The organism is Enterobacter cloacae complex sp. P29RS (genome assembly GCF_014893445.1).
Classification (GTDB): Bacteria; Pseudomonadota; Gammaproteobacteria; order Enterobacterales; family Enterobacteriaceae; genus Enterobacter; species Enterobacter intestinihominis.
This window is the reverse complement of record NZ_JADBPZ010000005.1, coordinates 1-22,269: the sequence shown is the minus strand read 5'-3', so window position 1 is coordinate 22,269 and position 22,269 is coordinate 1. Positions and strand designations below refer to the sequence as shown.

Genomic DNA, 22,269 nt, shown 5'->3' with positions numbered 1-22,269 from the left:
CATGCCGCACTTTATTGCTGAATGTACCGACAACATCCGCGAGCAGGCCGACCTGCCGGGGCTGTTTGCCAAAGTGAACGAGGCGCTCGCCGCCACGGGTATTTTCCCGCTCGGCGGTATCCGCAGCCGCGCCCACTGGCTGGACACCTGGCAGATGGCCGACGGCAAGCACGATTACGCCTTTGTGCATATGACGCTCAAAATCGGCGCCGGGCGCAGTCTGGAGAGCCGGGAAGAGGTCGGTGAAATGCTGTTTGCGCTGATCAAAACGCATTTTGCAGCGCTGATGACCGCCCGCTATCTGGCGCTGTCTTTCGAGCTCGACGAGCTGCACCCGACGCTCAATTACAAGCAGAACAACGTGCACGCGTTGTTTAAGTAGCCGTCTGCTCGCCCGGTGGCGCTTCGCTTACCGGGCCTACAACGGCTCGAACGTAGGCCGGGATCGCTACGCGCCACCCGGCAACAACAGGATATCGCCATGCTCGACAAACACACCCATACCCTGATCGCCCACCGCCTGCATCAGGCGGAACAATCCCGGGAGCAGATCCGCGCGATCTCGCTTGAGTATCCGGAGATCACCATTGAAGACGCCTACGCCGTCCAGCGCGAATGGGTGAGCCTGAAAATTGCCGAAGGCCGCGTGCTGAAAGGCCACAAGATCGGCCTCACCTCCAAAGCGATGCAGGCCAGCTCGCAGATCAGCGAGCCAGACTACGGCGCGCTGCTGGACGATATGTTCTTCCACGACGGCAGCGACATTCCCGTGGATCGCTTTATCGTCCCGCGCATCGAAGTGGAGCTGGCCTTCGTGCTGGCAAAACCGCTGCGCGGCCCGAACTGCACGATCTTCGACGTTTACAACGCCACGGATTACGTCATCCCTGCCCTGGAGCTGATCGACGCCCGCTGCCACAACGTTGACCCGGAAACCCAGCGCCCGCGCAAGGTATTCGACACTATCTCCGATAACGCCGCCAACGCGGGCGTGATCCTCGGCGGCCGCCCGATTAAACCCGACGAGCTGGATCTGCGCTGGATCTCCGCCCTGCTCTACCGCAACGGCGTGATCGAAGAGACCGGCGTGGCCGCAGGCGTCCTTAATCATCCGGCGAACGGCGTGGCGTGGCTGGCGAACAAACTCGCGCCATACGACGTGCAGCTTGAGCCAGGCCAGATCATCCTCGGCGGCTCGTTTACCCGCCCGGTTGCCGCCAGCAGAGGCGACACCTTCCACGTCGACTACGGCAACATGGGCTCCATCAGCTGCCGCTTTGTGTAAGGAGATGATCATGCAAAACGCATTCAAAGCGGCGCTGAAAGCGGGCCGACCGCAAATCGGGTTATGGCTGGGGCTAACCAGCAGCTACAGCGCTGAGCTATTGGCCGGGGCCGGTTTTGACTGGCTGCTGATCGACGGGGAGCACGCGCCAAACAGCGTGCAGACCGTTCTGACTCAGCTACAGGCCATCGCCCCTTATCCCAGCCAGCCGGTGGTGCGCCCGTCGTGGAACGATCCGGTGCAGATCAAGCAGCTGCTGGACGTGGGGGTGCAAACCCTGCTGGTGCCGATGGTGCAAAACGCCGACGAAGCGCGGCTGGCGGTCAGCGCCACCCGCTATCCGCCCGCGGGCATTCGCGGCGTCGGCAGCGCGCTGGCGCGGGCGTCGCGCTGGAACCGTATCCCGGACTATCTGCATCAGGCTAACGACGCCATGTGCGTGCTGGTGCAAATCGAAACCCTAAGAGCGCTGAAAAACCTGCCGCAGATCCTGGACGTGGACGGCGTCGACGGCGTGTTTATCGGCCCGGCGGATCTGAGTGCCGACATGGGCTTTGCCGGTAATCCGCAGCACCCGGAGGTGCAGGCCGCCATTGAGCAGGCGATCGCGCAGATACGCGCCGCCGGTAAAGCGCCCGGCATCCTGATGGCGAACGAGCAGCTGGCGAAACGTTACCTTGCACTCGGCGCGCTGTTTGTCGCCGTCGGCGTCGACACCACCCTGCTCGCCCGCGGCGCGGAAGCGCTGGCGGCACGCTTTATCGAACAACCGGTTACGTCAGTTAATAACAATAAATCCGTCTACTAAACGTAAGATCTGGAGCGCAGCATGACGACCTCTACCCTGCAAGATAAGAAAGATATAGAACATCGCGTTATCAACAAGCTGTTCCGTCGTTTGATCGTGTTTCTCTTTATCCTGTTTGTCTTTTCGTTTCTCGATCGCATCAACATCGGCTTTGCCGGGCTAACGATGGGCAAAGATCTGGGCCTCACGTCGACCATGTTTGGCCTGGCCGCGACCCTGTTTTACGTCACCTACGTGCTGTGCGGGATCCCCAGCAACATCATGCTGGCGAAAATCGGCGCGCGGCGCTGGATCGCCGGGATCATGGTGGTGTGGGGCATCGCCTCTACCTGCACCATGTTCGCCACCAGCCCCGAAACGCTCTACGTCCTGCGCATGCTGGTGGGCATTGCCGAAGCCGGTTTCCTGCCGGGGATCCTGGTCTATCTCACCTGGTGGTTCCCGGCGTATCACCGCGCCCGCGCCAACGCGTTGTTTATGATCGCCATGCCGGTGACCATGATGCTCGGCTCGATCCTCTCCGGGTACATTCTGGCGATGGACGGGCTGTGGAACCTGAAGGGCTGGCAGTGGCTGTTCCTGTTGGAGGGGCTGCCGTCGGTGGTGCTCGGCGTGGTGACCTGGTTCTACCTTAACGACACCCCGGATCAGGCCACCTGGCTGGATGATGATGAAAAGCAGGCACTCAAAACGATGATCGCCCGCGAGCAGGAACTGGCCATTGCGCACGTCGCCACGCCGCGATCGACGCTGCGCGAGGTGCTGACGCCCGCCGTACTGCTCTACACGCTGGCCTACTTCTGCCTGACGAATACGCTGAGCGCGATCAACATCTGGACGCCGCAGATCCTGCAAAGCTTCAACACCGGCAGCAGCAATATCGTGATTGGCCTGCTGGCGGCGATCCCGCAGTTTTGCACCATCCTCGGGATGATCTGGTGGAGCCGCCGCTCCGACAGGCTGAAAGAGCGAAAAAAGCACACCATCCTGCCGTATCTGTTTGCGGCGGCGGGATGGATGCTGGCCTCGGCGACCGATCACAGCCTGATCCAGCTGCTTGGCATCATCATGGCCTCAACCGGATCGTTTACCGCCATGGCGATATTCTGGACCACGCCGGACCAGGTGATTAGCCTGCAATCCCGCGCGGTGGCGCTGGCGGTGATCAACGCCATCGGCAACGTCGGGTCTGCCGTCAGCCCATTGCTGATTGGTATTCTGCGCGACGCGACCGGCAGCTTCAGCTCGGGGCTGTGGTTCGTGGCGGGTCTGCTGGTAGTGGGCGCGCTGGTGCTGACGCGCATTCCGATGACGCAGCGGGTTCAAAAGAGGAACGATCATGTGCCAGAGCCCTATCGCCAACATTGATATCAGCAAGGAGTACGACGAAAGTCTGGGCACCGACGATGTGCACTACCAGTCGTTCGCCCGCATGGCGGCCTTTTTTGGCCGCGACATGCAGGCGCACCGCCACGACCAGTATTTTCAGATGCATTTTCTCGACACCGGGCAGATTGAGCTGCAGCTCGACGACCACCGCTACTCGGTGCAGGCGCCGCTGTTCGTTCTGACGCCGCCGTCGGTGCCGCACGCGTTTATCACTGAATCCGACAGCGACGGCCACGTGCTGACGGTGCGCGAGGATCTTATCTGGCCGTTGTTAGAAGTGCTCTACCCCGGCACGCGGGAGGCGTTCGGTCTGCCGGGGATCTGCCTGTCGCTTGCCGACAGGCCTGACGAGCTGGCGGCGCTGAAGCATTACTGGCAGCTCATTGCCCGGGAATCCACGGAACAGCTGCCGGGCCGTGAGCATACGCTGGTTCTGCTGGCGCAGGCCGTATTTACCCTGCTGCTGCGCAACGCGAAGCTCGACGACCACGCTTCAGGCGGCATGCGCGGCGAGCTGAAGCTGTTTCAGCGCTTTAACCAGCTGACAGATGCGCATTACCACGAGCACTGGACGGTGCCGGAATACGCCAGCGAACTGCATCTTACCGAATCCCGCCTGACCGATATCTGCCGCCGCTTTGCCAACCGCTCGCCGAAACGGCTGATCTTCGACCGCCAGCTGCGGGAAGCCAGGCGCTTGCTGCTGTTTTCCGACAGCACAGTGAGCGAAATTGCCTGGCAACTGGGGTTTAAAGATCCGGCCTATTTCGCCCGTTTTTTCAACCGACTGACGGGGTGCTCACCCAGCGCATACCGGGCGCAGAAAGTACCGGTTTCCTGAACGCATCACGGTTCGTAGGGCGGGTAAGCGCAGCGCCACCCGCCGAAAAGCCGCACAGATCACAAAACAACATCCCACCCGAAAAGTACCTGCCGTTGTCCCAATCGTCCCTTCACGTTCCGCCCCTCTCACGCTTCAATTAAACAACAAAAACAAAACATAAATTTAACAACCATCTTCCGATACGAGGTCCCTATGAAGCCTGAAGATTTCCGCGCTAATGCCAAACGTCCGTTAACCGGTGAAGAGTATTTAAAAAGCCTGCAAGATGGCCGTGAGATTTATATCTACGGCGAGCGCGTTAAGGACGTTACTACCCACCCGGCATTTCGCAATGCGGCGGCGTCCATCGCCCAGATGTACGATGCCCTGCACAAGCCAGACATGCAGGATACACTCTGCTGGGGCACCGACACCGGCAGCGGCGGCTACACCCATAAATTCTTCCGCGTGGCGAAAAGCGCCGACGATCTGCGCCAGCAGCGCGACGCCATCGCCGAGTGGTCGCGCCTGAGCTACGGCTGGATGGGCCGCACGCCAGACTACAAAGCCGCGTTCGGCTGCGCGCTGGGGGCTAACCCTGCCTTCTACGGTCAGTTCGAGCAGAACGCCCGCAACTGGTACACCCGTATTCAGGAAACCGGCCTGTACTTTAACCACGCCATCGTCAACCCGCCTATCGACCGCCATAAACCGGCGGACGAGGTGAAAGACGTTTACATCAAGCTGGAGAAAGAGACCGACGCCGGGATCATCGTCAGCGGCGCGAAAGTGGTGGCCACCAACTCTGCGCTGACCCACTACAACATGATTGGTTTTGGCTCTGCGCAGGTGATGGGCGAAAACCCGGACTTCGCGCTAATGTTCGTCGCGCCGATGGATGCCGAAGGGGTGAAGCTGATCTCCCGCGCCTCTTACGAGATGGTGGCAGGGGCGACCGGCTCCCCGTACGACTACCCGCTCTCCAGCCGCTTTGACGAGAACGACGCCATTCTGGTGATGGATCATGTGCTGATCCCGTGGGAAAACGTGCTGATCTACCGCGATTTCGACCGCTGCCGTCGCTGGACGATGGAAGGTGGCTTCGCCCGCATGTACCCGCTTCAGGCCTGCGTGCGTCTGGCGGTGAAGCTCGACTTCATCACCGCTCTGCTGAAGAAATCGCTGGAGTGTACCGGCACCCTCGAGTTCCGCGGCGTGCAGGCGGATCTCGGCGAAGTGGTGGCGTGGCGCAACATGTTCTGGGCGCTGAGCGACTCCATGTGCTCCGAAGCCACGCCGTGGGTAAACGGCGCGTACCTGCCAGACCACGCGGCGTTACAGACCTACCGCGTGATGGCGCCAATGGCCTACGCGAAAATCAAGAACATCATCGAACGCAACGTGACCTCCGGGCTGATCTACCTGCCGTCCAGCGCGCGGGACCTGAACAACCCGCAGATCGACCAGTATCTGGCGAAGTATGTGCGCGGCTCCAACGGGATGGATCACGTCGAACGCATCAAGATTCTGAAACTGATGTGGGATGCCATCGGCAGCGAGTTTGGCGGACGTCACGAGCTGTACGAAATCAACTACTCCGGTAGCCAGGATGAGATCCGCCTGCAATGCCTGCGTCAGGCGCAAAGCTCCGGCAACATGGACAAGATGATGGCGATGGTTGACCGCTGCATGTCCGAGTACGACCAGCACGGCTGGACCGTACCGCACCTGCACAACAACACTGATATCAACATGCTGGATAAGCTGCTGAAATAACGCAGCAGGAGGTTTCAATGCAATCTGAAGAACGCCTGCGTTTTCGCGACGCGATGGCCAGCCTGTCGGCGGCGGTGAATGTGGTCACCACCGAGGGCGATGCGGGCCGCTGCGGCATTACCGCCACCGCCGTCTGTTCGGTCACGGATACCCCGCCCTCGGTCATGGTCTGCATCAACGCCAACAGCGCCATGAACCCGGTCTTCCAGGGCAACGGCAAACTGTGCGTCAACGTGCTGAACCACGAGCAGGAGATCATGGCCCGCCACTTTGCCGGGATGACCGGCATGGCCATGGAGGAGCGCTTTGCTCTCTCCTGCTGGCAGAAAGGACCGCTGGCGCAGCCGGTGCTGAAAGGCGCCCTGGCAAGCCTGGAAGGTGAGATAACCCAGGTGCAAACCATCGGCACCCATCTGGTCTACCTGGTGGAGATTAAGAACATCATCCTCAGCAGCGAGGGGCACGGCCTGATCTACTTCAAACGCCGTTTCCACCCGGTGATGATGGAGATGGAAGCCGCGGTTTGATCCCGTTGCACAAAAAAACGCTAAGGTTTCCGCAAAGGTGCGCCGTTAACTATCCATAAGATAAATTTTTCGGGGCGGCTGACGACGTCGTCAGCCGCCCCCTTAACGCTGGAAAGTCTTATGGCCCCTTCACCCCGAAGCCGCTCGGCTGAACGTCTGGTTGACATCATTATTGCCCTGCACCGCAACGGAAGCGTTAATCGCCGCGATCTGATGCAAAAATTTGGCATTACCGAACGTACGGTGTACCGCGATCTACAGGCCCTTTCCCCAATTATCGAACACGACGGCAAAGGACGCTATCAGCTGCTGCCCGCATATCAGCCCTGCCGCTGCACGCAATGCCCTGATGCGAACGACGAAACCCCGCAGGGCTAGATTATTCTCAGTGATCTCAATCACATATTTTCTCCCGCCGGGGGTGAGCCTTAACCACTCACCCTCGCTTTTGACCGCTCACGCATCGCTTTCAACCACTCACCCATTTACCGTGCTTTACACGCGCGAGGATCTGGCACGATCGCTCCAGCATTAATCAATACCTCCTCACAACGAACCCTGACCCTTTTTTCTTTACATAAAAAACCAGGTCTTACTATGGATACTAAAAAACTACTTAAGCACGTGCCCTGGGCCATCCTCGGGATCATTGGCGCTTTCTGTCTGGCGGTTGTCGCATTACGCCGGGGCGAGCACGTCAGCGCCCTGTGGATCGTGGTCGCGTCGGTTTCCGTCTATCTTGTGGCTTATCGCTACTACAGCTTGTACATCGCGCAGAAGGTCATGAAGCTCGACCCGACGCGCGCCACCCCGGCGGTCATTAACAATGACGGCCTGAACTATGTGCCAACCAACCGTTACGTGCTGTTTGGTCACCACTTCGCCGCCATTGCAGGCGCGGGTCCGCTGGTCGGTCCGGTGCTGGCTGCGCAGATGGGCTACCTGCCGGGTACGCTCTGGCTGCTGGCGGGCGTAGTGCTGGCGGGAGCGGTGCAGGACTTTATGGTGCTGTTTATCTCCTCGCGCCGTAATGGTTCGTCGCTGGGCGAGATGATCAAAGAGGAGATGGGCCGCGTGCCGGGCACGATCGCCCTCTTCGGCTGCTTCCTGATCATGATCATCATCCTGGCTGTGCTGGCCCTGATCGTGGTGAAAGCGCTGGCCGAAAGTCCGTGGGGCGTCTTCACCGTCTGCTCTACCGTGCCGATTGCGCTGTTCATGGGCATCTACATGCGTTTCCTGCGCCCTGGCCGCGTTGGCGAGGTGTCGGTCATCGGTATCGTGCTGCTGGTCGCCTCCATCTACTTCGGCGGTGTGATTGCGCACGACCCGTACTGGGGCCCGGCGCTGACCTTTAAAGACACCACCATCACCTTCGCGCTGATTGGTTACGCGTTCATCTCAGCGCTGCTGCCGGTGTGGCTGATTCTGGCTCCGCGTGACTACCTGGCGACCTTCCTGAAAATCGGCGTGATCGTCGGGCTGGCAATCGGGATTGTGATCATCAACCCGGAGCTGAAAATGCCGGCGGTGACGCAGTACATTGACGGTACCGGTCCGCTGTGGAAAGGCGCCCTGTTCCCGTTCCTGTTTATCACCATTGCCTGCGGTGCCGTGTCTGGCTTCCACGCACTGATCGCCTCCGGCACCACGCCGAAGCTGATGGCCAACGAAACCGACGCACGCTTCATCGGTTACGGCGCGATGCTGATGGAATCCTTCGTGGCGATCATGGCGCTGGTTGCGGCGTCGATTATCGAGCCTGGCCTGTACTTCGCGATGAACACGCCACCAGCGGGTCTGGGCATCACCATGCCTAACCTGCATGAGATGGGCGGCGAAAATACCGCGCTGATCATGGCGCAGCTGAAAGAGGCCAGCGCACACGCGGCGGCGACCGTCAGCTCCTGGGGCTTTGTGATTTCGCCTGAGCAGATCATGCAGACCGCGAAAGACATCGGCGAACCATCCGTGCTGAACCGCGCAGGTGGCGCACCGACGCTGGCGGTGGGTATCGCACACGTGTTCCACAAAGTGCTGCCGTGGGCGGACATGGGCTTCTGGTACCACTTCGGTATCCTGTTTGAAGCGCTGTTCATCCTCACCGCGCTGGATGCCGGTACGCGTGCAGGCCGCTTCATGTTGCAGGATCTGCTGGGTAACTTCGTGCCGTTCCTGAAGAAAACCGACTCTCTGGTAGCAGGTGTTCTGGGTACTGCGGGCTGCGTAGGTCTGTGGGGTTACCTGCTGTATCAGGGCGTTGTAGACCCGCTGGGCGGCGTGAAGAGCCTGTGGCCGCTGTTCGGCATCTCTAACCAGATGCTGGCGGCTGTGGCCCTGGTGCTGGGCACCGTTGTCTTGGTGAAGATGAAACGCACCAAATACATCTGGGTAACCGTGGTGCCTGCGCTGTGGCTGCTGCTCTGCACTACCTGGGCGCTGGGTCTGAAACTGTTCAGCACCAACCCGCAGCTGGAAGGCTTCTTCTTCATGGCTAACCAGTACAAAGAGAAGATTGCCGCAGGCGGCGCGGATCTGACCGCGCAGCAGATTGCCAACATGAACCATATCGTGGTGAACAACTACACCAACGCGGGTCTGAGCATTCTCTTCCTGGTGGTGGTGTACAGCATTATCTTCTACGGCATTAAAACCTGGATGAAAGTGCGTAACGCCGATGGCCGTACGGACAAAGAAACCCCGTACGTGCCGGTGCCGGAAGGCGGCGTGAAGACGTCTTCACACCATTAATAAAATGGCGGGTGGCGCTGCGCTGACCAGCCCTACAACGTTACTGTAGGCCCGGTAAGCGTAGCGCCACCGGGCTTTTTCTTATCAGGACACGTTATGTTTGGTAACTTAGGCGAAGCAAAAAAATACCTCGGTCAGGCGGCGAAAATGCTGATTGGCATTCCGGACTATGACAACTACGTTGAGCATATGAAGACCAACCATCCGGATATGCCGTACATGACCTACACTGAATTCTTCCGCGAGCGTCAGGAAGCGCGCTACGGCGGAAGTGGAGAAGGCGGCGTCCGCTGCTGCTAAAGGAGAAACCATGACCCCGATTGCCGTTACCCTGCTGACCGGTTTTCTCGGCGCCGGTAAAACCACCCTGCTGCGCCACATCCTGAATGAACAGCACGGCTTCAAAATCGCCGTCATTGAAAACGAATTTGGCGAAGTCTCCGTTGACGATCAGCTGATTGGCGACCGCGCCACGCAGATCAAAACCCTGACCAACGGCTGCATCTGCTGCACCCGCTCCAGTGAATTAGAAGACGCCCTGCTGGACCTGCTCGACAGCCGCGATCGCGGTGACATCGTCTTCGACCGTCTGGTGATCGAGTGCACCGGCATGGCCGACCCCGGCCCGATTATTCAGACCTTTTTCTCCCACGACATTCTGTGCCAGCGCTACCTGCTGGACGGCGTCATCGCCCTGGTCGACGCGGTACACGCCGACGAGCAGATGAACCAGTTCACCATCGCCCAGTCTCAGATTGGCTACGCCGACCGCATTCTGCTGACCAAAACCGACGTGGCGGGTGAAAGCGAAAAACTGCGTGAGCGCCTGACGCGCATCAACTCGCGCGCACCCATTTATACCGTGACGCACGGCGATATCGACCTGTCTCAGCTGTTCAACACCAACGGCTTTATGCTGGAGGAGAACGTCACCGCGAAACCGCGCTTCCACTTTATGGCAGACAAGCAAAATGACGTAGCGTCGATTGTGGTGGAGCTGGACTACCCGGTGGACATCAGCGAGGTCTCGCGCGTGATGGAGAACCTGCTGCTGTCGTTTGCCGACAATCTGCTGCGCTATAAAGGAATGCTGTGGATCGACGGCGAGCCGAACCGCCTGCTGTTCCAGGGCGTGCAGCGCCTGTACAGCGCCGACTGGGATCGTCCGTGGGGCGATGAACCGCCGCACAGCGTGATGGTGTTTATTGGAATACAGCTGCCGGAAGAGGAAATTCGGGCAGCGTTTGCGGGACTGAAAAAGTAAATCGTCGCTCCCCTTTAAACAGTAAAGGGGGCGTATTTCATTAGGGCAAAATGCGGGTTTCGCCCTTTCTGTTTGCAATATTGTCTGTTAATGTTCTTATCATGAATGAAATCATGCTTTGATTAATATTGGTTACAATATTAATTAATTGGATTCATATAATTTTCATGAATTGGTAGGCGTAATATGGCAATCATTATTCCCACGGTTAGCAGCTGTAGCGAGAAAATTACGGCAGGAGAAAAAAGACTGGCAAGGCTTCTGGAGGGTGGGCTCAGCGAACAATGTACCTGCTGGTATGATACCCGAATGGGAGACAAAGACGAACATCCTGATTTTGTGATTCTGGCCCCCGATAAAGGGCTGCTGTTTATAGAAGTGAAAGACTGGTATATCACAAAAATAAAATCGGCTAATAAAACCCATATTAATTATGAAACCAAAAACGGCATAGAGCCGTTGAAGAACCCACTCGAACAAGTTCGACAATATACCTTTCATATCATCAATAGCCTGAAAAAAGATCCCCTGCTTCGCCAGAAACAGGGAGAGCATGAGGGCGGTTTTATTATGCCGTATGGATACGGTGTTTATTTGAGCAACATCACTCGGGCACAGCTGGAAAAGAGTTTTACACCTGAGGAGTTGAATGAAATATTGCCCGCCAGCCAGGTGATATGCAAAGACGAACTCAACGAGTTTATGACTCGAGAACAAATCTCTGGCCGGCTCGAATCCCTTCTCAAACATCACTTTGTTCATAACACAACACCACAGCAGCTCGACCGCATCCGGTGGCATCTTTATCCCGATGTCCGCATTAACCCATCCGTTACGCGGGTTGACCTGGATAATTTTACTTTCCACACCCCTGATGTGGTATGCATGATGGACAGGAACCAGGAACAACTCGCCAGAAGTATGGGGGCGGGACACAGGGTAATTCATGGCGTGGCAGGTTCGGGCAAAACGCTCATTTTGCACCACCGATGTATTGAGCTTGCCAACAACATTGAAAACACCAAACCGATACTGGTGATTTGCTACAACATTACGCTGGCTAAAAAACTCAAAGCGCAGCTCGAACAGCATAGCCTCAGACTTCCCGTCGAAGTTATCCATTTCCACGCCTGGTGTTATCAGCAATTAAACGCGCATCGGCGTCTTCCCCCCAGGAGCAAAAACTTTATTGAGCTGATGGAGAATGCGCTGACGGTGGCATTTGAAGAGGGAGCAATCAAACCGGAGCAGTACAGCGCCGTTTTGATAGATGAAGGACACGATTTTAAACCGGAATGGCTAAGAATCCTCGCCAAAATGCCGGACAATAAAGATAGCTCCCTGCTGTTTCTGTACGATGACGCTCAGTCAATTTATCAGAAAAAGAAAGCTCTCGATTTTACCCTGTCCAGCGTCGATATAAAGGCTCAGGGCCGTACAACTATTTTGGATACCAATTATCGCAACACCCGGCAAATACTCCATTTTGCCAGCAGCGTAGCATTTAATTATCTCAATAATCACATAGAAGCTTCTCTCAAATACCAGCAGCCTGCCGCAGGTGGCCTGTCCGGGAAGTATCCCGCGCTGGCCAGCTTTGATAATCAGGACGAGGAGATTACGCGCGTCCTCGATTGGGTCACAGAGCAGCGACAGGAAGGTGTTGCGTGGTCAGAAATCGCCATACTGTGCCCCTCAACCTACAGCATTTCAGGCATGCTCGCGCCAAGGCTTGAAGCCCGCAAGATCCCATACCAGATGATTGTCTCCAGCGATGATAAAAAGCACTGGTCCCCGCAGAATGATTACCTCTGCGTCATGCCGCTGCCCAGCAGCAAGGGGCTTGAGTTTAATTCGGTCGCCATTATGGATGCGGCAAAGGAAAGGGACAGTGAAGATCTGAGTGACGATATCAAGCGCCTTTACGTCGGCATTACCCGCGCACGACAGAATCTTCTGGTGACAATGCACGGAACCGGAAGCCTGCGAGATCATCTGGTCGAGACCTGGGAAAAGAGCGTTAAGTCGATCTAACTATTCCGCGTTGAAAAGTATCTGCACCGAACAATCCCCTCTCCCCTGTGGGGAGAGGGCCAGGGTGAGGGGTAAAGTCCAATATTATTTCAACGCCTCCGGCAGCGTCACAATCCACAGCTCGCTGTCGGACTCCGGCTTCTTCAGCGGCTTGACGCTGAGGGTAGTTTCAACCGCTTTGTCATCCAGCGTCAGCTTGCCTTCCGCGTTCACCCGATAATCCTTGAGCTTCTTGCCCTCGGCCGGGTTGTGCATCGCCACCTTCACGCCAAAGTCATTATCGTTCGCCACCGCCAGCGTTTTGTCGTCAATCAGCGCCAGCCCTTCGGCCTTTTCCTGCTGCCAGCCCAGCGCACGCAGATCGACCACCTGCGTTTTTTCCGCAAGTGTAATGCCGCGCTGCGCCAGCGTTTTCTCATCGTCAAATTCCGGGTATTCGCCCGGCTTGTCGAAGGCGGCCAGATCGCTCGCCTTGCTCAGATCCACCCTGTAGATGAGGTTACGCATTACGTCGTTTTTATCTTCGCCCTGTTCAATCAGCAGGATAGTGTGGTTATCCAGCGCCACGATATCGCCGATTTTGGCGTCGCTGTTTTTGCTGTAGGCCGCGCTGTCGACAGGGTAGCCGTACATCGCGGTTTTTCCGGTCGCCGGATCGAAGCTGACCAGTCGCGTAAACAGCGCCTGCTTTTTGCTCTTCCCGTCGATATCCAACGTACTCTGGACAGCGGCGATAATACGTCCGTCCCGCATGCGGGTCAGGCCTTCAAATCCCCGGTTTGCCTGGCGCCATTTGATAACATTTGGCAGACCGCCCGCGATGGATTTCTCCCCTTCCGCCGCCTGTGGACCGTGGATCGCGAGGATTTTCCCTTTACTGTCAATATTAATCAGGAACGGGCCATACTCATCGCACAGCCAGTAGCCGCCCTTCCCGTCCGGCGTGATGCCTTCCGTATCCAGCCCGCGGTTATCGCCTTTCAGCACTTTTAAGGTGTCGCTTAGCGCGATTTCGTTGGTGGAACCAATCACGCCACTTTGCAGCGGCAGACCGTTGATTTCGCCTTTATCGTCATGCAAAGGACGCGCGTCCACGGCCTCCGCTTTACCGTTTTGCACGCGGATCGTCATTAGCAGCGGGGCGAAATCCGGGGTAACAAAGATTTTAGCGTCATTTTTCCCCATTTTTGGCGAATCCGCGTTAGGACCGCGATCGGTCACGGTCGTAAACGTCAAGGCATCGCCCTGCTTGCCCGTAAACAGCAGGCCAGAGCCAATCCCCACAGGCAGCCCGTTCGGAAACGCGCTGGCAAACGCACCGCTGTATTTGACATGCGCGCCTTCGGGAAAACTGACGATGTAACGCTCCGCGGTTGGCTGTGCCGCCAGGCCAGAGAAAGAGAGCGCACAACCAATTAGCACAGGAATGATTTTTCTTTTCATAGTGTTAGCACCCAGTAAGTGAAGCCAACAACGTAATGAAGAAACGTGTCAGAAAAATGACATGGTGAAAGCGGTTCGGCACAACGGGGCGTATAGCCACCTCCAGAAATGTAAACCTGTGTCTTTATCTGTGACAACTGAAACACTTTTGGAAATTATTAGAAACTCAATTAATTCATCCTGAACTACTTTTTCCGACCCGTTCAGCGTACGTTTAATGAGAATCCTGAACCCTTCCTAAACGCGAATGCATTACGTATTGACTCCTTGCCGGGTCAACATTCGAACAACATTTAAAATTCAAAAACCAAACAAAAACAGCATAAAAACGTGACAAGCATCGCATTTGCAGAGATAAACAGCTCTTGTTAAGGTGCCCTCAGATTAATTTGATGACGAGGAAAAACTCATGAAAAAGCTCAACGTTCTCCTTCTTTCCGCTCTGACTGCCGTATCGGGCTCCGCACTGGCCATGGGCGGCAGCATTGAGCAGGGTAAAAACTTTACCAACCTGAATGTGGAAATGGGGAAATCAACCTCCGGTCTGTACACCGAAGGTAGCTGGCTGAAAAACACAGATGACGGCACCACAACCGGTGGCGTAGGAGCAGGCTACAACTTTGAAGTCGGCCCGGTGATGCTGAACGCAGGCGCTAAGGCCCTCTACGTTGGCCCGAAAAAAGGCGATAACGGCGTGGCGTTCCCGGTCGGCGGCGGTGTGAACGTTGCCCTGACCGACAGCATCAGGGTATTCGGTGAAGGCTACGTTGCGCCAGACGGCCTGAACAACAGCGTGAAGAACTACGTTGAAGCGAACGGCGGAGTAAGCTGGACCCCGGTCAAACCGGTTACGCTGAAAGTGGGCTACCGCCACGTGAGCGTAGACGGTAAAGACGGTCGTCCAAACCACACGCTGATTGACGGCGCATATGTAGGCGGTGGCGTGTCCTTCTAAGCCTGTTTGCCCGTTTCGCCCGGCGGCGCTACGCTTGCACGGGCCTACAATGAAGGGTGCAATTTATGAATATTATTGCACCTTGTAGGCCGGGTAAGCGCAGCGCCACCAGGCAAAAAAGGCGATGAGACTGTTAATAAAAAAACCTGCCGGATGGCAGGTTTTTTTATGTCCGACATTACTTGCGAACGACCACCAGCTTCTGGTTCACAAACTCTTTGATCCCCAGATCCGACAGCTCGCGTCCGTAACCCGAACGTTTTACGCCGCCGAACGGCAGTTCTGCCGCCGTATCGGTGAGCCAGTTGATGTACACCATCCCGGTCTCAATGCGCGACGCCATTTTCTTCGCACGCTCGATGTTCTGGCTGAACACCGCGCCGCCCAGTCCGTAGTGGGAGTCGTTCGCCAGCGCGACCGCCTCGTCGTCGTTTTTCACCACGTAAATCTGCGCTACCGGGCCAAAGAACTCTTCGAAGTACGCCGGGTTGTCGCGTGAGATGTTGGTCAGGATGGTCGGCTCAAAGAAGCTCCCGTCTCGCTGCACAGGTTTGCCGCCATAGTGCAGCGTAGCGCCGTTTTTCACCGCCTCGTTAACCTGTTTGGTCAACGTGTCGAGCGCGTCTTTAGAGGACAGCGGCCCCAGCGTGGTGCTTTCGTCCAGCGGATCGCCAATCTTCACCTGCTTAAATGCCTCGGTGAATTTGCTCAGGAAGGCATCGGCAATCTTTTCATGCAGGATAAAGCGCTTCGCCGCGGTACAGACCTGCCCGGCGTTGTTGAGCCGTGCGTTAACGCCGATCTTCACCGCTTTATCCAGGTCCGCATCGTCGAGCACCACGAATACGTCGTTACCGCCAAGCTCCAGCGTGGATTTCTTAATGTGCTTCGCCGCCTGGGCCGCTACCACGCTGCCCGCTTTTTCTGAACCGGTTAGCGCCGCGCCCTGTACGCGATCGTCAGCGATGATGTTCGCCACCTGATCGGACGAGATAAACAGGTTGGTCCACGCCCCTTCCGGCGCGCCCGCCTCACGCACCAGATGGGCGAAGGTTTCCGCACAGTGCGGCACAATGCTGGCGTGTTTAGCGATGACAGGGTTACCCGCCGCCAGGTTTGGCGCCAGAACGCGCATCAGCTGATAGTACGGGAAGTTCCATGGTTCGACGGCCATCAGCACGCCGATGGGGTGATGTTCAACCCATGCTTCCCCGAGTTCAGAGTCATACTTCACCGGGGCCAGGAACTGCTTCGCGTTGTCCGCATAGTAGCGGGCGATTTGCGCGCACAGCTTCACCTCGCCGCGGCTCTGTTCGATGAGCTTACCCATCTCCTGGCTGGCGATTTTCGCCAGCTCCTCCACGCGTTCGTCGATCAGGTCCGCCAGCTTATGCAGTACCGGCAGGCGCTGGCTTATGTCGCCTTTCGCCCAGTCGGAGTGATAGAGCGCATCGGCTGCCTTCAGCGCCGCTTCAACATCTGCGTCAGTGTGGGAGGGATATTCTTTGATGAGCTGGTTAGTGGCAGGATTTACTGTCTGATAAGCCATATCGAATCTCCATGTTTTACCGCTTAGGGTATTAAGGGTAGTCAATGTGACTGGCTATGGACGTAAAGTTGGGTATATCCGGAAGGTTCTGAGTAAAGCGATGCCATACCGTGGCTGGCGTGGTATAAAAAACCTTCATAAGGAGTTGCTATGACCGATACCCGCCACATCCGTCAGACCTTTCACCGCGCCTCGGGCCTTGAACTACGCAGCACGTGGCAGAGCATGCAGGCGTACAAACGCCATTGCCACCCTCAGCTCTCCATCGGCGCAATTGTGGAAGGCCAGACATGCTGCGTGTGTAATGGCAGAGAATACATCCTCCAGCCCGGGGACCTGATTGTGATCCCGGCTTATGTCCCACACAGCTGCAACCCTGTTGCCGGGCAGCCGCGTAGTTATCATATGCTTTATATCGATACGGACCTTCCCCTTGCGGTTCAGGTGATTCGCAACGCTACGCTGTTTATGTATTACCGGGAAGTTGTTGAGAGGATGTCCCCTGCGTCCGTGGACAAGCTGCTTGCTGCCCTTCCCCATTGCATGGATGAGGCAGAAAAGCCTGGATCAACCAGCCAGCAGGTTCAGCAGGCATTTCTTTCCAGTCTTTCCAGCCCGCCTTCCCTCGACGCACTTGCGCAACGATTCTCGCTGCGAAAGGAGACGCTGATCCGTACCTTCAAGAAGGACACGGGCCTGACGCCTGGCAGCTTCCTCAATATCTCCCGCGTAGAGTACGCCAAAGCGCGGCTGCGTGCCGGGGATGATATCGCCGATGTCGGCTACCAGAGCGGGTTTGCCGACCAGAGCCATTTTCATAAGACCTTTGTGCGCTACACCGCCGCCACACCGCGCCAGTACGCTACGGGCCGATCAATATCAGACAATAAATAGGTTCTGTGTTTTCGTAGTCTGGCCCCAGTTTTGCTTTCAGAGGTCGCTATGGAACTGTTCTTCCCTTCCGCTTTTCTCGCCCTGGCGCTGGCGCATTTTGTTGCCCTGTTAAGCCCGGGCCCGGATTTCTTCCTGCTGATGGGCTACGCCGCCCGCTACCGACTGCGCGGCAGCGCCGGATTGTGCATCGGGATAGCGGCAGGAAACGGGCTTTACATTTTGCTGGTCATTATGGGATGGAGCGCGCTGCGTCAGTTCGCGTGGCTGTTCACGTTGATTGAATTATCCGGCGCACTGTATTTGCTCTGGATCGGCTCGCATCTTGTACGCAGCCGACCGCAGACGCTGGCGCTAAATGAAACACATGAGCGCTGCCCCTCGCTGCGTAAGCAGATCCTGCTGGGGCTGGGTTCGGCGCTGTTGAATCCCAAAAACGCGTTGTTCTACCTGGCGCTGATGACGGCGTTACTCGGGCCGGACGTCACGCTGCTTCAGCAGGCGACCTGCGGCGTCTGGATGGTGATGGTAGTACTGGTATGGGATTTTGCGCTGGTGTCGCTGATGGGGTTACCGGCGGTTCAGCGAAAGCTCAGCCGTTCGCTCTGGCTGATAGAGCGCACGGCGGGGGTGGTATTGATGGGGTTTGGTGGGTGGGTGCTGTGGCGGTTTTTGCACTTTTCCCCCGTATCCCTCTATCCTTAACCCATGGAAAAACATACCGAACTCAAACGCGCCAAGCTTCTCGCGCTGTCGCTGCTGCTGATTGCCGCTGCGGCCTTTATCACTACCCTGTTCCTGCCGCAAACCTTCTGGGTACGCGGCGCAAAAGCTATTGCCGAGGCGGCGATGGTCGGCGCGCTGGCGGACTGGTTTGCCGTTGTCGCGCTGTTCCGCCGGGTGCCAATTCCCTTTATCTCGCGCCATACGGCGATTATCCCGCGCAATAAGGACCGCATCGGCGACAATCTTGGCCAGTTCGTGCAGGAAAAGTTTCTGGATACCCAGTCGCTGGTCGCATTAATTCGCCGCTACGAGCCGGCCCAGATGATTGGTGCCTGGTTCAGCAAGCCCGACAACGCCCAGCGCGTCGGGCTGCATCTGATGCAGGTGATGAGCGGTTTTCTTGAGCTAACTGACGACGGGCGCATTCAGCGCCTGCTCAAACGCGCGGTGCATAAGGCTATCGACAAGGTCGATTTAACCGAGACCAGCGCCGTCATGCTGGAAAGCATGACCAAAAACAACCGTCACCAGGTGCTGCTGGACGCCATCATCAACCGTCTGATTACCCTGATTCAGCGCGAGAGCACGCGGGAATTTATCTCTGACCAGATCGTCCACTGGCTGAAGACCGAGCATCCGCGCAAGGCGATGGTGCTGCCCACCGAGTGGCTGGGCGATCAGAGCGCAGAGATGGTGTCGAACGCGGTGAACACGCTGCTGGATGATATCAGCCACGACCGCACGCACCAGATCCGTCGGGCATTTGACCGCGCCACGCTGAAGTTTATCGACAACCTGAAAAACGACCCGGAGATGACGGCCAAAGCCGACAACATCAAGCACTATCTGAAGAATGATGAAGCATTTAACCGCTACCTGGGTGAAATGTGGGCTGACCTGCGCCAGTGGCTGAAAAATGACATGCAGAGCGACGATTCCCGCGTGAAGCAACGTATCGCCAACGCCGGGCTGTGGTTTGGTGAGACGCTGTCGAATGATGCCAGCCTGCGTGCGTCGCTGAACGAGCATCTGGAGCAGGCCGCGCACCGCGTCGCGCCGGATTTTGCGGCATTCCTGACGCGCCATATCAGCGACACGGTGAAAAGCTGGGACGCCAAAGATATGTCACGCCAGATAGAACTCAATATCGGTAAAGATCTTCAGTTCATTCGCGTAAACGGTACCCTGGTAGGCGGAACGATTGGCCTGATCCTGTTTTTACTTTCTCAGTTGCCCGCCGTGCTGGGGCATTAATCCGCTTTTGGCGGCGCGATAACGTAGCGCGTCGCCTCGAAGCGGTTCAGGATCAGGTGCACCAGAAAGACCATCGTCAGCGTGACCACCAGCGCGAAGGTAACGGAGGTGATGCGGTACAGATCGCTGAACACCAGATCGCTGTCCGGATGCATGTTTTGCCCGAACATAATGCCGATGGTGGTAATGCTGGAAAATCCCACCCCGGCCCCGACCTTCTCCATCACGTGCAGGCGCGCGCCAAATGCCAGCCCGAGGCCGATCAGCGGCATCATCAGCAGCATATGGCTGCTGTGATCGTACAGGATAAGCTGAACGACGAGGATATAGAGACAGCCCAGCACCACGCCGACCACGCGCCAGATAGAGCTCATCACCGCGCCGCGGTAGTGCATCGGGAACAGGATCAGAATGCCCGCCATCAGCGCCGAGAGCGAATCGCTTAAGTCGCTCATCTGAAATACCACGAAAATCAGCGTCGCCACGGTGCCGGAGAGCAGCGACTCGTGGCGCACGCGGGCATCGTCTTTCTCTATCAGCGGCGGCGGCTTACGTGGCTCCACGTCCGGCAGCAGGTAATTCATCAGCGCGCTCAGACACACCGCCATCACGCTCGCTTCAATGTTGGAGAACAAAAGCGTGTGCCAGTTGGTGGTGGGGTAGCTCATAAAGTTGAGCATTACGCTCTGGCACACCACGCCCATCGAACCGAACAGAAACAGCGGCCCCTTGCTCATAAAGCGAAAGCGCATCACGTACAGGGCAAAGACCACCAGCGTCATAATGACCGGCCATTGCGACAGAAAGCCGATGATGATCACCATTTCGACGCAGTTGAGCGATGCGCTGAAGATAAACTGCTTCGCCACGTGGCGGTTAAACACCGGCACCAGCGACAGCAGCATGATCGGGTAGACCACAAAAAACACGCCGTAGCTGGTGTTATAGAAGCTCGAAATACTGAGCGCAATCATCCCGGCAAAGACAATGCGCAGGGTCTGGCGGAAGTCGTTTGCCGTGTAGACGATGTTGCCGTGCGGGGTAAATACCCGCGCCAGGGTGCTAATAGACATAGTGAAGCAGGCTCACCAGATGGATTTGCATCCCGGAGAAGAAGCGCGCAAAGGGCCCTTCGCTGTTGTAGAGCTGTACGGTGGCGCGCGCGCCGGTCGGCAGCGACTTCGGTAAGGCTTCGTCCAGCGCCACGTGAATGCGCATTCGCTGGGCATCGCGCACCCAGCGGTTAGAGGTTTCCGGTTCAGAAAGTTGACCGTTAACGGCTTCCTGACCGGCGAGGATCCCCGCGTCACTGCTCGTCACGTGGGCGCGGAAAACCCGTCCCGGAAAGGCGTCAAACACCACGGCGGCGTCGGTCCCCTGGTGGGTATGACGCAGGCTCTTCTCGCGGAAATCCGCCACAATATCCGTCTGCGTATTCACCAGCGCCAGCGCTGCCGAACCGGACGAGGCGTAAAAACCGGGGCTTAATTGCAGATTACTCACCGTGCCGTCCGCCTCGGCGTAGACCTTCGTCCAGCCAAGATTCAGCTCCGCTTCATCCAGCGCGTTACGGTATTTTTGCAGCGTCACGTTACGGTGTTCATTCCGCTCGCCGCGCTGAATGCGCAGGTTATGAATATTCGCCTGAATCGAGCTGACGGACTGCTCGCTGCTCTGCCAGGTAGTGCGGACTTTATCCAGATCCGCCTGCGACACGTTCTGCAGGGTGCTCAGTTTCTGGTAGCGGTCGAAAGTCACTTTGTCGTTACGCGCGGTCAGCACGGCGGTCTTCAGGCTGGCCTGCGCGGCGGCGATCTGCGCGTCCAGTTGTTCGTTGGAAAGGCGAGCCTGCTCAAGCGCGATCTGCGCCGCTTCCACTTTATTGCGAAACGGGGTGTCGTCGAGCTCAAACAGCAGATCGCCTTTCTTCACCTGGCTATTGTTGTGGACATGGACCGCCGCCACATAGCCGGAGACACGGGCAGACACCGGCGTCACCACGCGCATCACGGTGGAATCCGGCGTCAGCGGGATCCAGATATCCGCGACGATAAAGTAGACAAACATCAGCAGGAAAGAGGCAATACTTACCCTTACCCAGCGGGCAAACTTTTGTTCAGGAGTCATTATTTTTCGGTCTTGTTATCTTCTTCGCGGATTGTCCGCAAATTGCAGGCGATTTGATTTAGGGTGGCGCTGAAAATGTCGAGATGTTCAGGCGCGATGTTTTGCGATACGCGCGTCTGAAGCGTCTCAATTACCTGGGTGAGCCTGTTAAGTACAGCTTTTCCCTCAGGCGTCAGCGTCAGAAGCCGGATGCGCTTGTCATACGGCGAGACGGTGCGCAGCAGGTAACCCTGTTTTTCCAGCTGTGTCAGGGTGCGCATTAGCGGCGGCAGTTCAATGCCCTGCACCTCCGCCAGCTCACTCACCGAGACGTTATCCCCGAGCTGATGCAACTGCATCATCACCGTCCAGCTCGACTGGGTTAACCCGGTATCGAGAATGGCGTCGTCAATGACGGCACGCCACTGGCGCACGATCATCGCCATCCGCATGCCCATCGGCCTGCGGCTAAACAGTTCTTCTTCACTCATGGGGAAACCTCTCGTCACACGCGGTCACAATAATAGTTATCAGGGTAAGTATCAAGAAACGAGAAGTTAAAGCGCAGGAATTGCGAAATGAGATTCTCCCTCTCCCTGTGGGCTGAGGGATCCCCACAAATTAATGCGAGCACTGAGCAATCCCCTCGCCCCTCCGGGGAGAGGGTTAGGGTGAGGGGAACATACGG

At 57.1% G+C, this 22,269-nt stretch carries 21 protein-coding genes; 16 read left to right on the top strand and 5 right to left on the bottom strand.

Annotated elements, in window-relative coordinates:
- Window position 1: 1 nt before the first annotated feature.
- From IM282_RS05125 to IM282_RS05070, 12 genes are all read left to right on the top strand, one after another.
- Window positions 2-382, top strand: a complete 381-nt coding sequence (locus tag IM282_RS05125; protein WP_046619808.1) for a 5-carboxymethyl-2-hydroxymuconate Delta-isomerase — start codon at window positions 2-4, stop codon at window positions 380-382.
- A gap of 99 nt (window positions 383-481) precedes the next feature.
- Window positions 482-1,285 carry a 2-oxo-hept-4-ene-1,7-dioate hydratase gene (hpaH, locus tag IM282_RS05120; RefSeq protein WP_015572593.1) on the top strand — a complete coding sequence of 268 codons (804 nt, stop codon included), beginning with the start codon at window positions 482-484 and terminating at the stop codon, window positions 1,283-1,285.
- A 10-nt stretch (window positions 1,286-1,295) separates the two neighbouring features.
- The gene (hpaI, locus tag IM282_RS05115) at window positions 1,296-2,093 is read left to right on the top strand and encodes a 4-hydroxy-2-oxoheptanedioate aldolase (protein WP_022646955.1); all 798 of its coding nucleotides are present in this window, start codon (window positions 1,296-1,298) and stop codon (window positions 2,091-2,093) included.
- A gap of 21 nt (window positions 2,094-2,114) precedes the next feature.
- Window positions 2,115-3,461 (top strand): 4-hydroxyphenylacetate permease, encoded by a 1,347-nt coding sequence (gene hpaX, locus IM282_RS05110; RefSeq protein WP_063842017.1) that lies wholly within the window; start codon window positions 2,115-2,117, stop codon window positions 3,459-3,461.
- The gene (hpaA, locus tag IM282_RS05105; protein WP_022646953.1) at window positions 3,433-4,323 is read left to right on the top strand and encodes a 4-hydroxyphenylacetate catabolism regulatory protein HpaA; all 891 of its coding nucleotides are present in this window, start codon (window positions 3,433-3,435) and stop codon (window positions 4,321-4,323) included. Before hpaX ends, hpaA begins: the two co-directional genes overlap by 29 nt.
- A gap of 195 nt (window positions 4,324-4,518) precedes the next feature.
- On the top strand, window positions 4,519-6,081 hold the full coding sequence (gene hpaB, locus IM282_RS05100; RefSeq protein WP_063146387.1) for a 4-hydroxyphenylacetate 3-monooxygenase, oxygenase component: 1,563 nt from the start codon (window positions 4,519-4,521) through the stop codon (window positions 6,079-6,081).
- A gap of 17 nt (window positions 6,082-6,098) precedes the next feature.
- A complete protein-coding gene (locus tag IM282_RS05095; protein WP_003856606.1) occupies window positions 6,099-6,608 on the top strand; it encodes a 4-hydroxyphenylacetate 3-monooxygenase reductase subunit in 510 nt (169 codons plus the stop codon).
- A gap of 120 nt (window positions 6,609-6,728) precedes the next feature.
- Window positions 6,729-6,986: an HTH domain-containing protein gene (locus IM282_RS05090; protein WP_022646951.1), complete on the top strand. Its 258-nt coding sequence runs from the start codon at window positions 6,729-6,731 to the stop codon at window positions 6,984-6,986.
- A gap of 219 nt (window positions 6,987-7,205) precedes the next feature.
- Window positions 7,206-9,359 (top strand): carbon starvation CstA family protein, encoded by a 2,154-nt coding sequence (locus IM282_RS05085; protein ID WP_063146386.1) that lies wholly within the window; start codon window positions 7,206-7,208, stop codon window positions 9,357-9,359.
- Window positions 9,360-9,455: 96 nt separating this feature from the next.
- On the top strand, window positions 9,456-9,659 hold the full coding sequence (locus IM282_RS05080; RefSeq protein ID WP_023299252.1) for a YbdD/YjiX family protein: 204 nt from the start codon (window positions 9,456-9,458) through the stop codon (window positions 9,657-9,659).
- 10 nt (window positions 9,660-9,669) lie between these two features.
- The gene (gene yjiA, locus IM282_RS05075; RefSeq protein WP_192970206.1) at window positions 9,670-10,623 is read left to right on the top strand and encodes a GTPase; all 954 of its coding nucleotides are present in this window, start codon (window positions 9,670-9,672) and stop codon (window positions 10,621-10,623) included.
- A gap of 186 nt (window positions 10,624-10,809) precedes the next feature.
- Window positions 10,810-12,657, top strand: a complete 1,848-nt coding sequence (locus IM282_RS05070) for a 3'-5' exonuclease (protein ID WP_192970205.1) — start codon at window positions 10,810-10,812, stop codon at window positions 12,655-12,657.
- 84 nt (window positions 12,658-12,741) lie between these two features.
- On the opposite strand, the gene IM282_RS05065 is transcribed toward IM282_RS05070, so the two are convergent.
- Window positions 12,742-14,100 carry an esterase-like activity of phytase family protein gene (locus IM282_RS05065; protein ID WP_192970204.1) on the bottom strand — a complete coding sequence of 453 codons (1,359 nt, stop codon included), beginning with the start codon at window positions 14,098-14,100 and terminating at the stop codon, window positions 12,742-12,744.
- A gap of 409 nt (window positions 14,101-14,509) precedes the next feature.
- Here IM282_RS05065 and IM282_RS05060 point away from each other — a divergent pair, with 409 nt between their 5' ends.
- Window positions 14,510-15,055, top strand: a complete 546-nt coding sequence (locus IM282_RS05060; RefSeq protein ID WP_023299248.1) for a YfaZ family outer membrane protein — start codon at window positions 14,510-14,512, stop codon at window positions 15,053-15,055.
- Between the two features lie 178 nt (window positions 15,056-15,233).
- On the opposite strand, the gene IM282_RS05055 is transcribed toward IM282_RS05060, so the two are convergent.
- Window positions 15,234-16,604, bottom strand: a complete 1,371-nt coding sequence (locus tag IM282_RS05055) for an NAD-dependent succinate-semialdehyde dehydrogenase (protein WP_192970203.1) — start codon at window positions 16,602-16,604, stop codon at window positions 15,234-15,236.
- A gap of 150 nt (window positions 16,605-16,754) precedes the next feature.
- Here IM282_RS05055 and IM282_RS05050 point away from each other — a divergent pair, with 150 nt between their 5' ends.
- From IM282_RS05050 to IM282_RS05040, 3 genes are read left to right on the top strand one after another with little or no spacing between them, the layout of a single operon-like run.
- Window positions 16,755-17,498 carry an AraC family transcriptional regulator gene (locus tag IM282_RS05050; RefSeq protein WP_126490041.1) on the top strand — a complete coding sequence of 248 codons (744 nt, stop codon included), beginning with the start codon at window positions 16,755-16,757 and terminating at the stop codon, window positions 17,496-17,498.
- Window positions 17,499-17,546: 48 nt separating this feature from the next.
- The gene (locus IM282_RS05045; protein ID WP_022646942.1) at window positions 17,547-18,200 is read left to right on the top strand and encodes a LysE family translocator; all 654 of its coding nucleotides are present in this window, start codon (window positions 17,547-17,549) and stop codon (window positions 18,198-18,200) included.
- Between the two features lie 3 nt (window positions 18,201-18,203).
- Window positions 18,204-19,475: a DUF445 domain-containing protein gene (locus tag IM282_RS05040; protein WP_022646941.1), complete on the top strand. Its 1,272-nt coding sequence runs from the start codon at window positions 18,204-18,206 to the stop codon at window positions 19,473-19,475.
- Here IM282_RS05040 and IM282_RS05035 read toward each other — a convergent pair.
- Genes IM282_RS05035 through IM282_RS05025 form a run of 3 tightly spaced genes read right to left on the bottom strand, consistent with a single transcriptional unit; the run spans window position 19,472 to window position 22,072 of the window.
- The gene (locus IM282_RS05035) at window positions 19,472-20,548 is read right to left on the bottom strand and encodes a DUF2955 domain-containing protein (protein ID WP_022646940.1); all 1,077 of its coding nucleotides are present in this window, start codon (window positions 20,546-20,548) and stop codon (window positions 19,472-19,474) included. The two genes, IM282_RS05040 and IM282_RS05035, sit on opposite strands and share 4 nt — an antisense overlap.
- The gene (locus IM282_RS05030) at window positions 20,538-21,605 is read right to left on the bottom strand and encodes an HlyD family secretion protein (RefSeq protein WP_088581776.1); all 1,068 of its coding nucleotides are present in this window, start codon (window positions 21,603-21,605) and stop codon (window positions 20,538-20,540) included. Before IM282_RS05030 ends, IM282_RS05035 begins: the two co-directional genes overlap by 11 nt.
- Window positions 21,602-22,072 (bottom strand): MarR family winged helix-turn-helix transcriptional regulator, encoded by a 471-nt coding sequence (locus tag IM282_RS05025; protein WP_022646938.1) that lies wholly within the window; start codon window positions 22,070-22,072, stop codon window positions 21,602-21,604. Before IM282_RS05025 ends, IM282_RS05030 begins: the two co-directional genes overlap by 4 nt.
- Window positions 22,073-22,269: the final 197 nt, after the last annotated feature.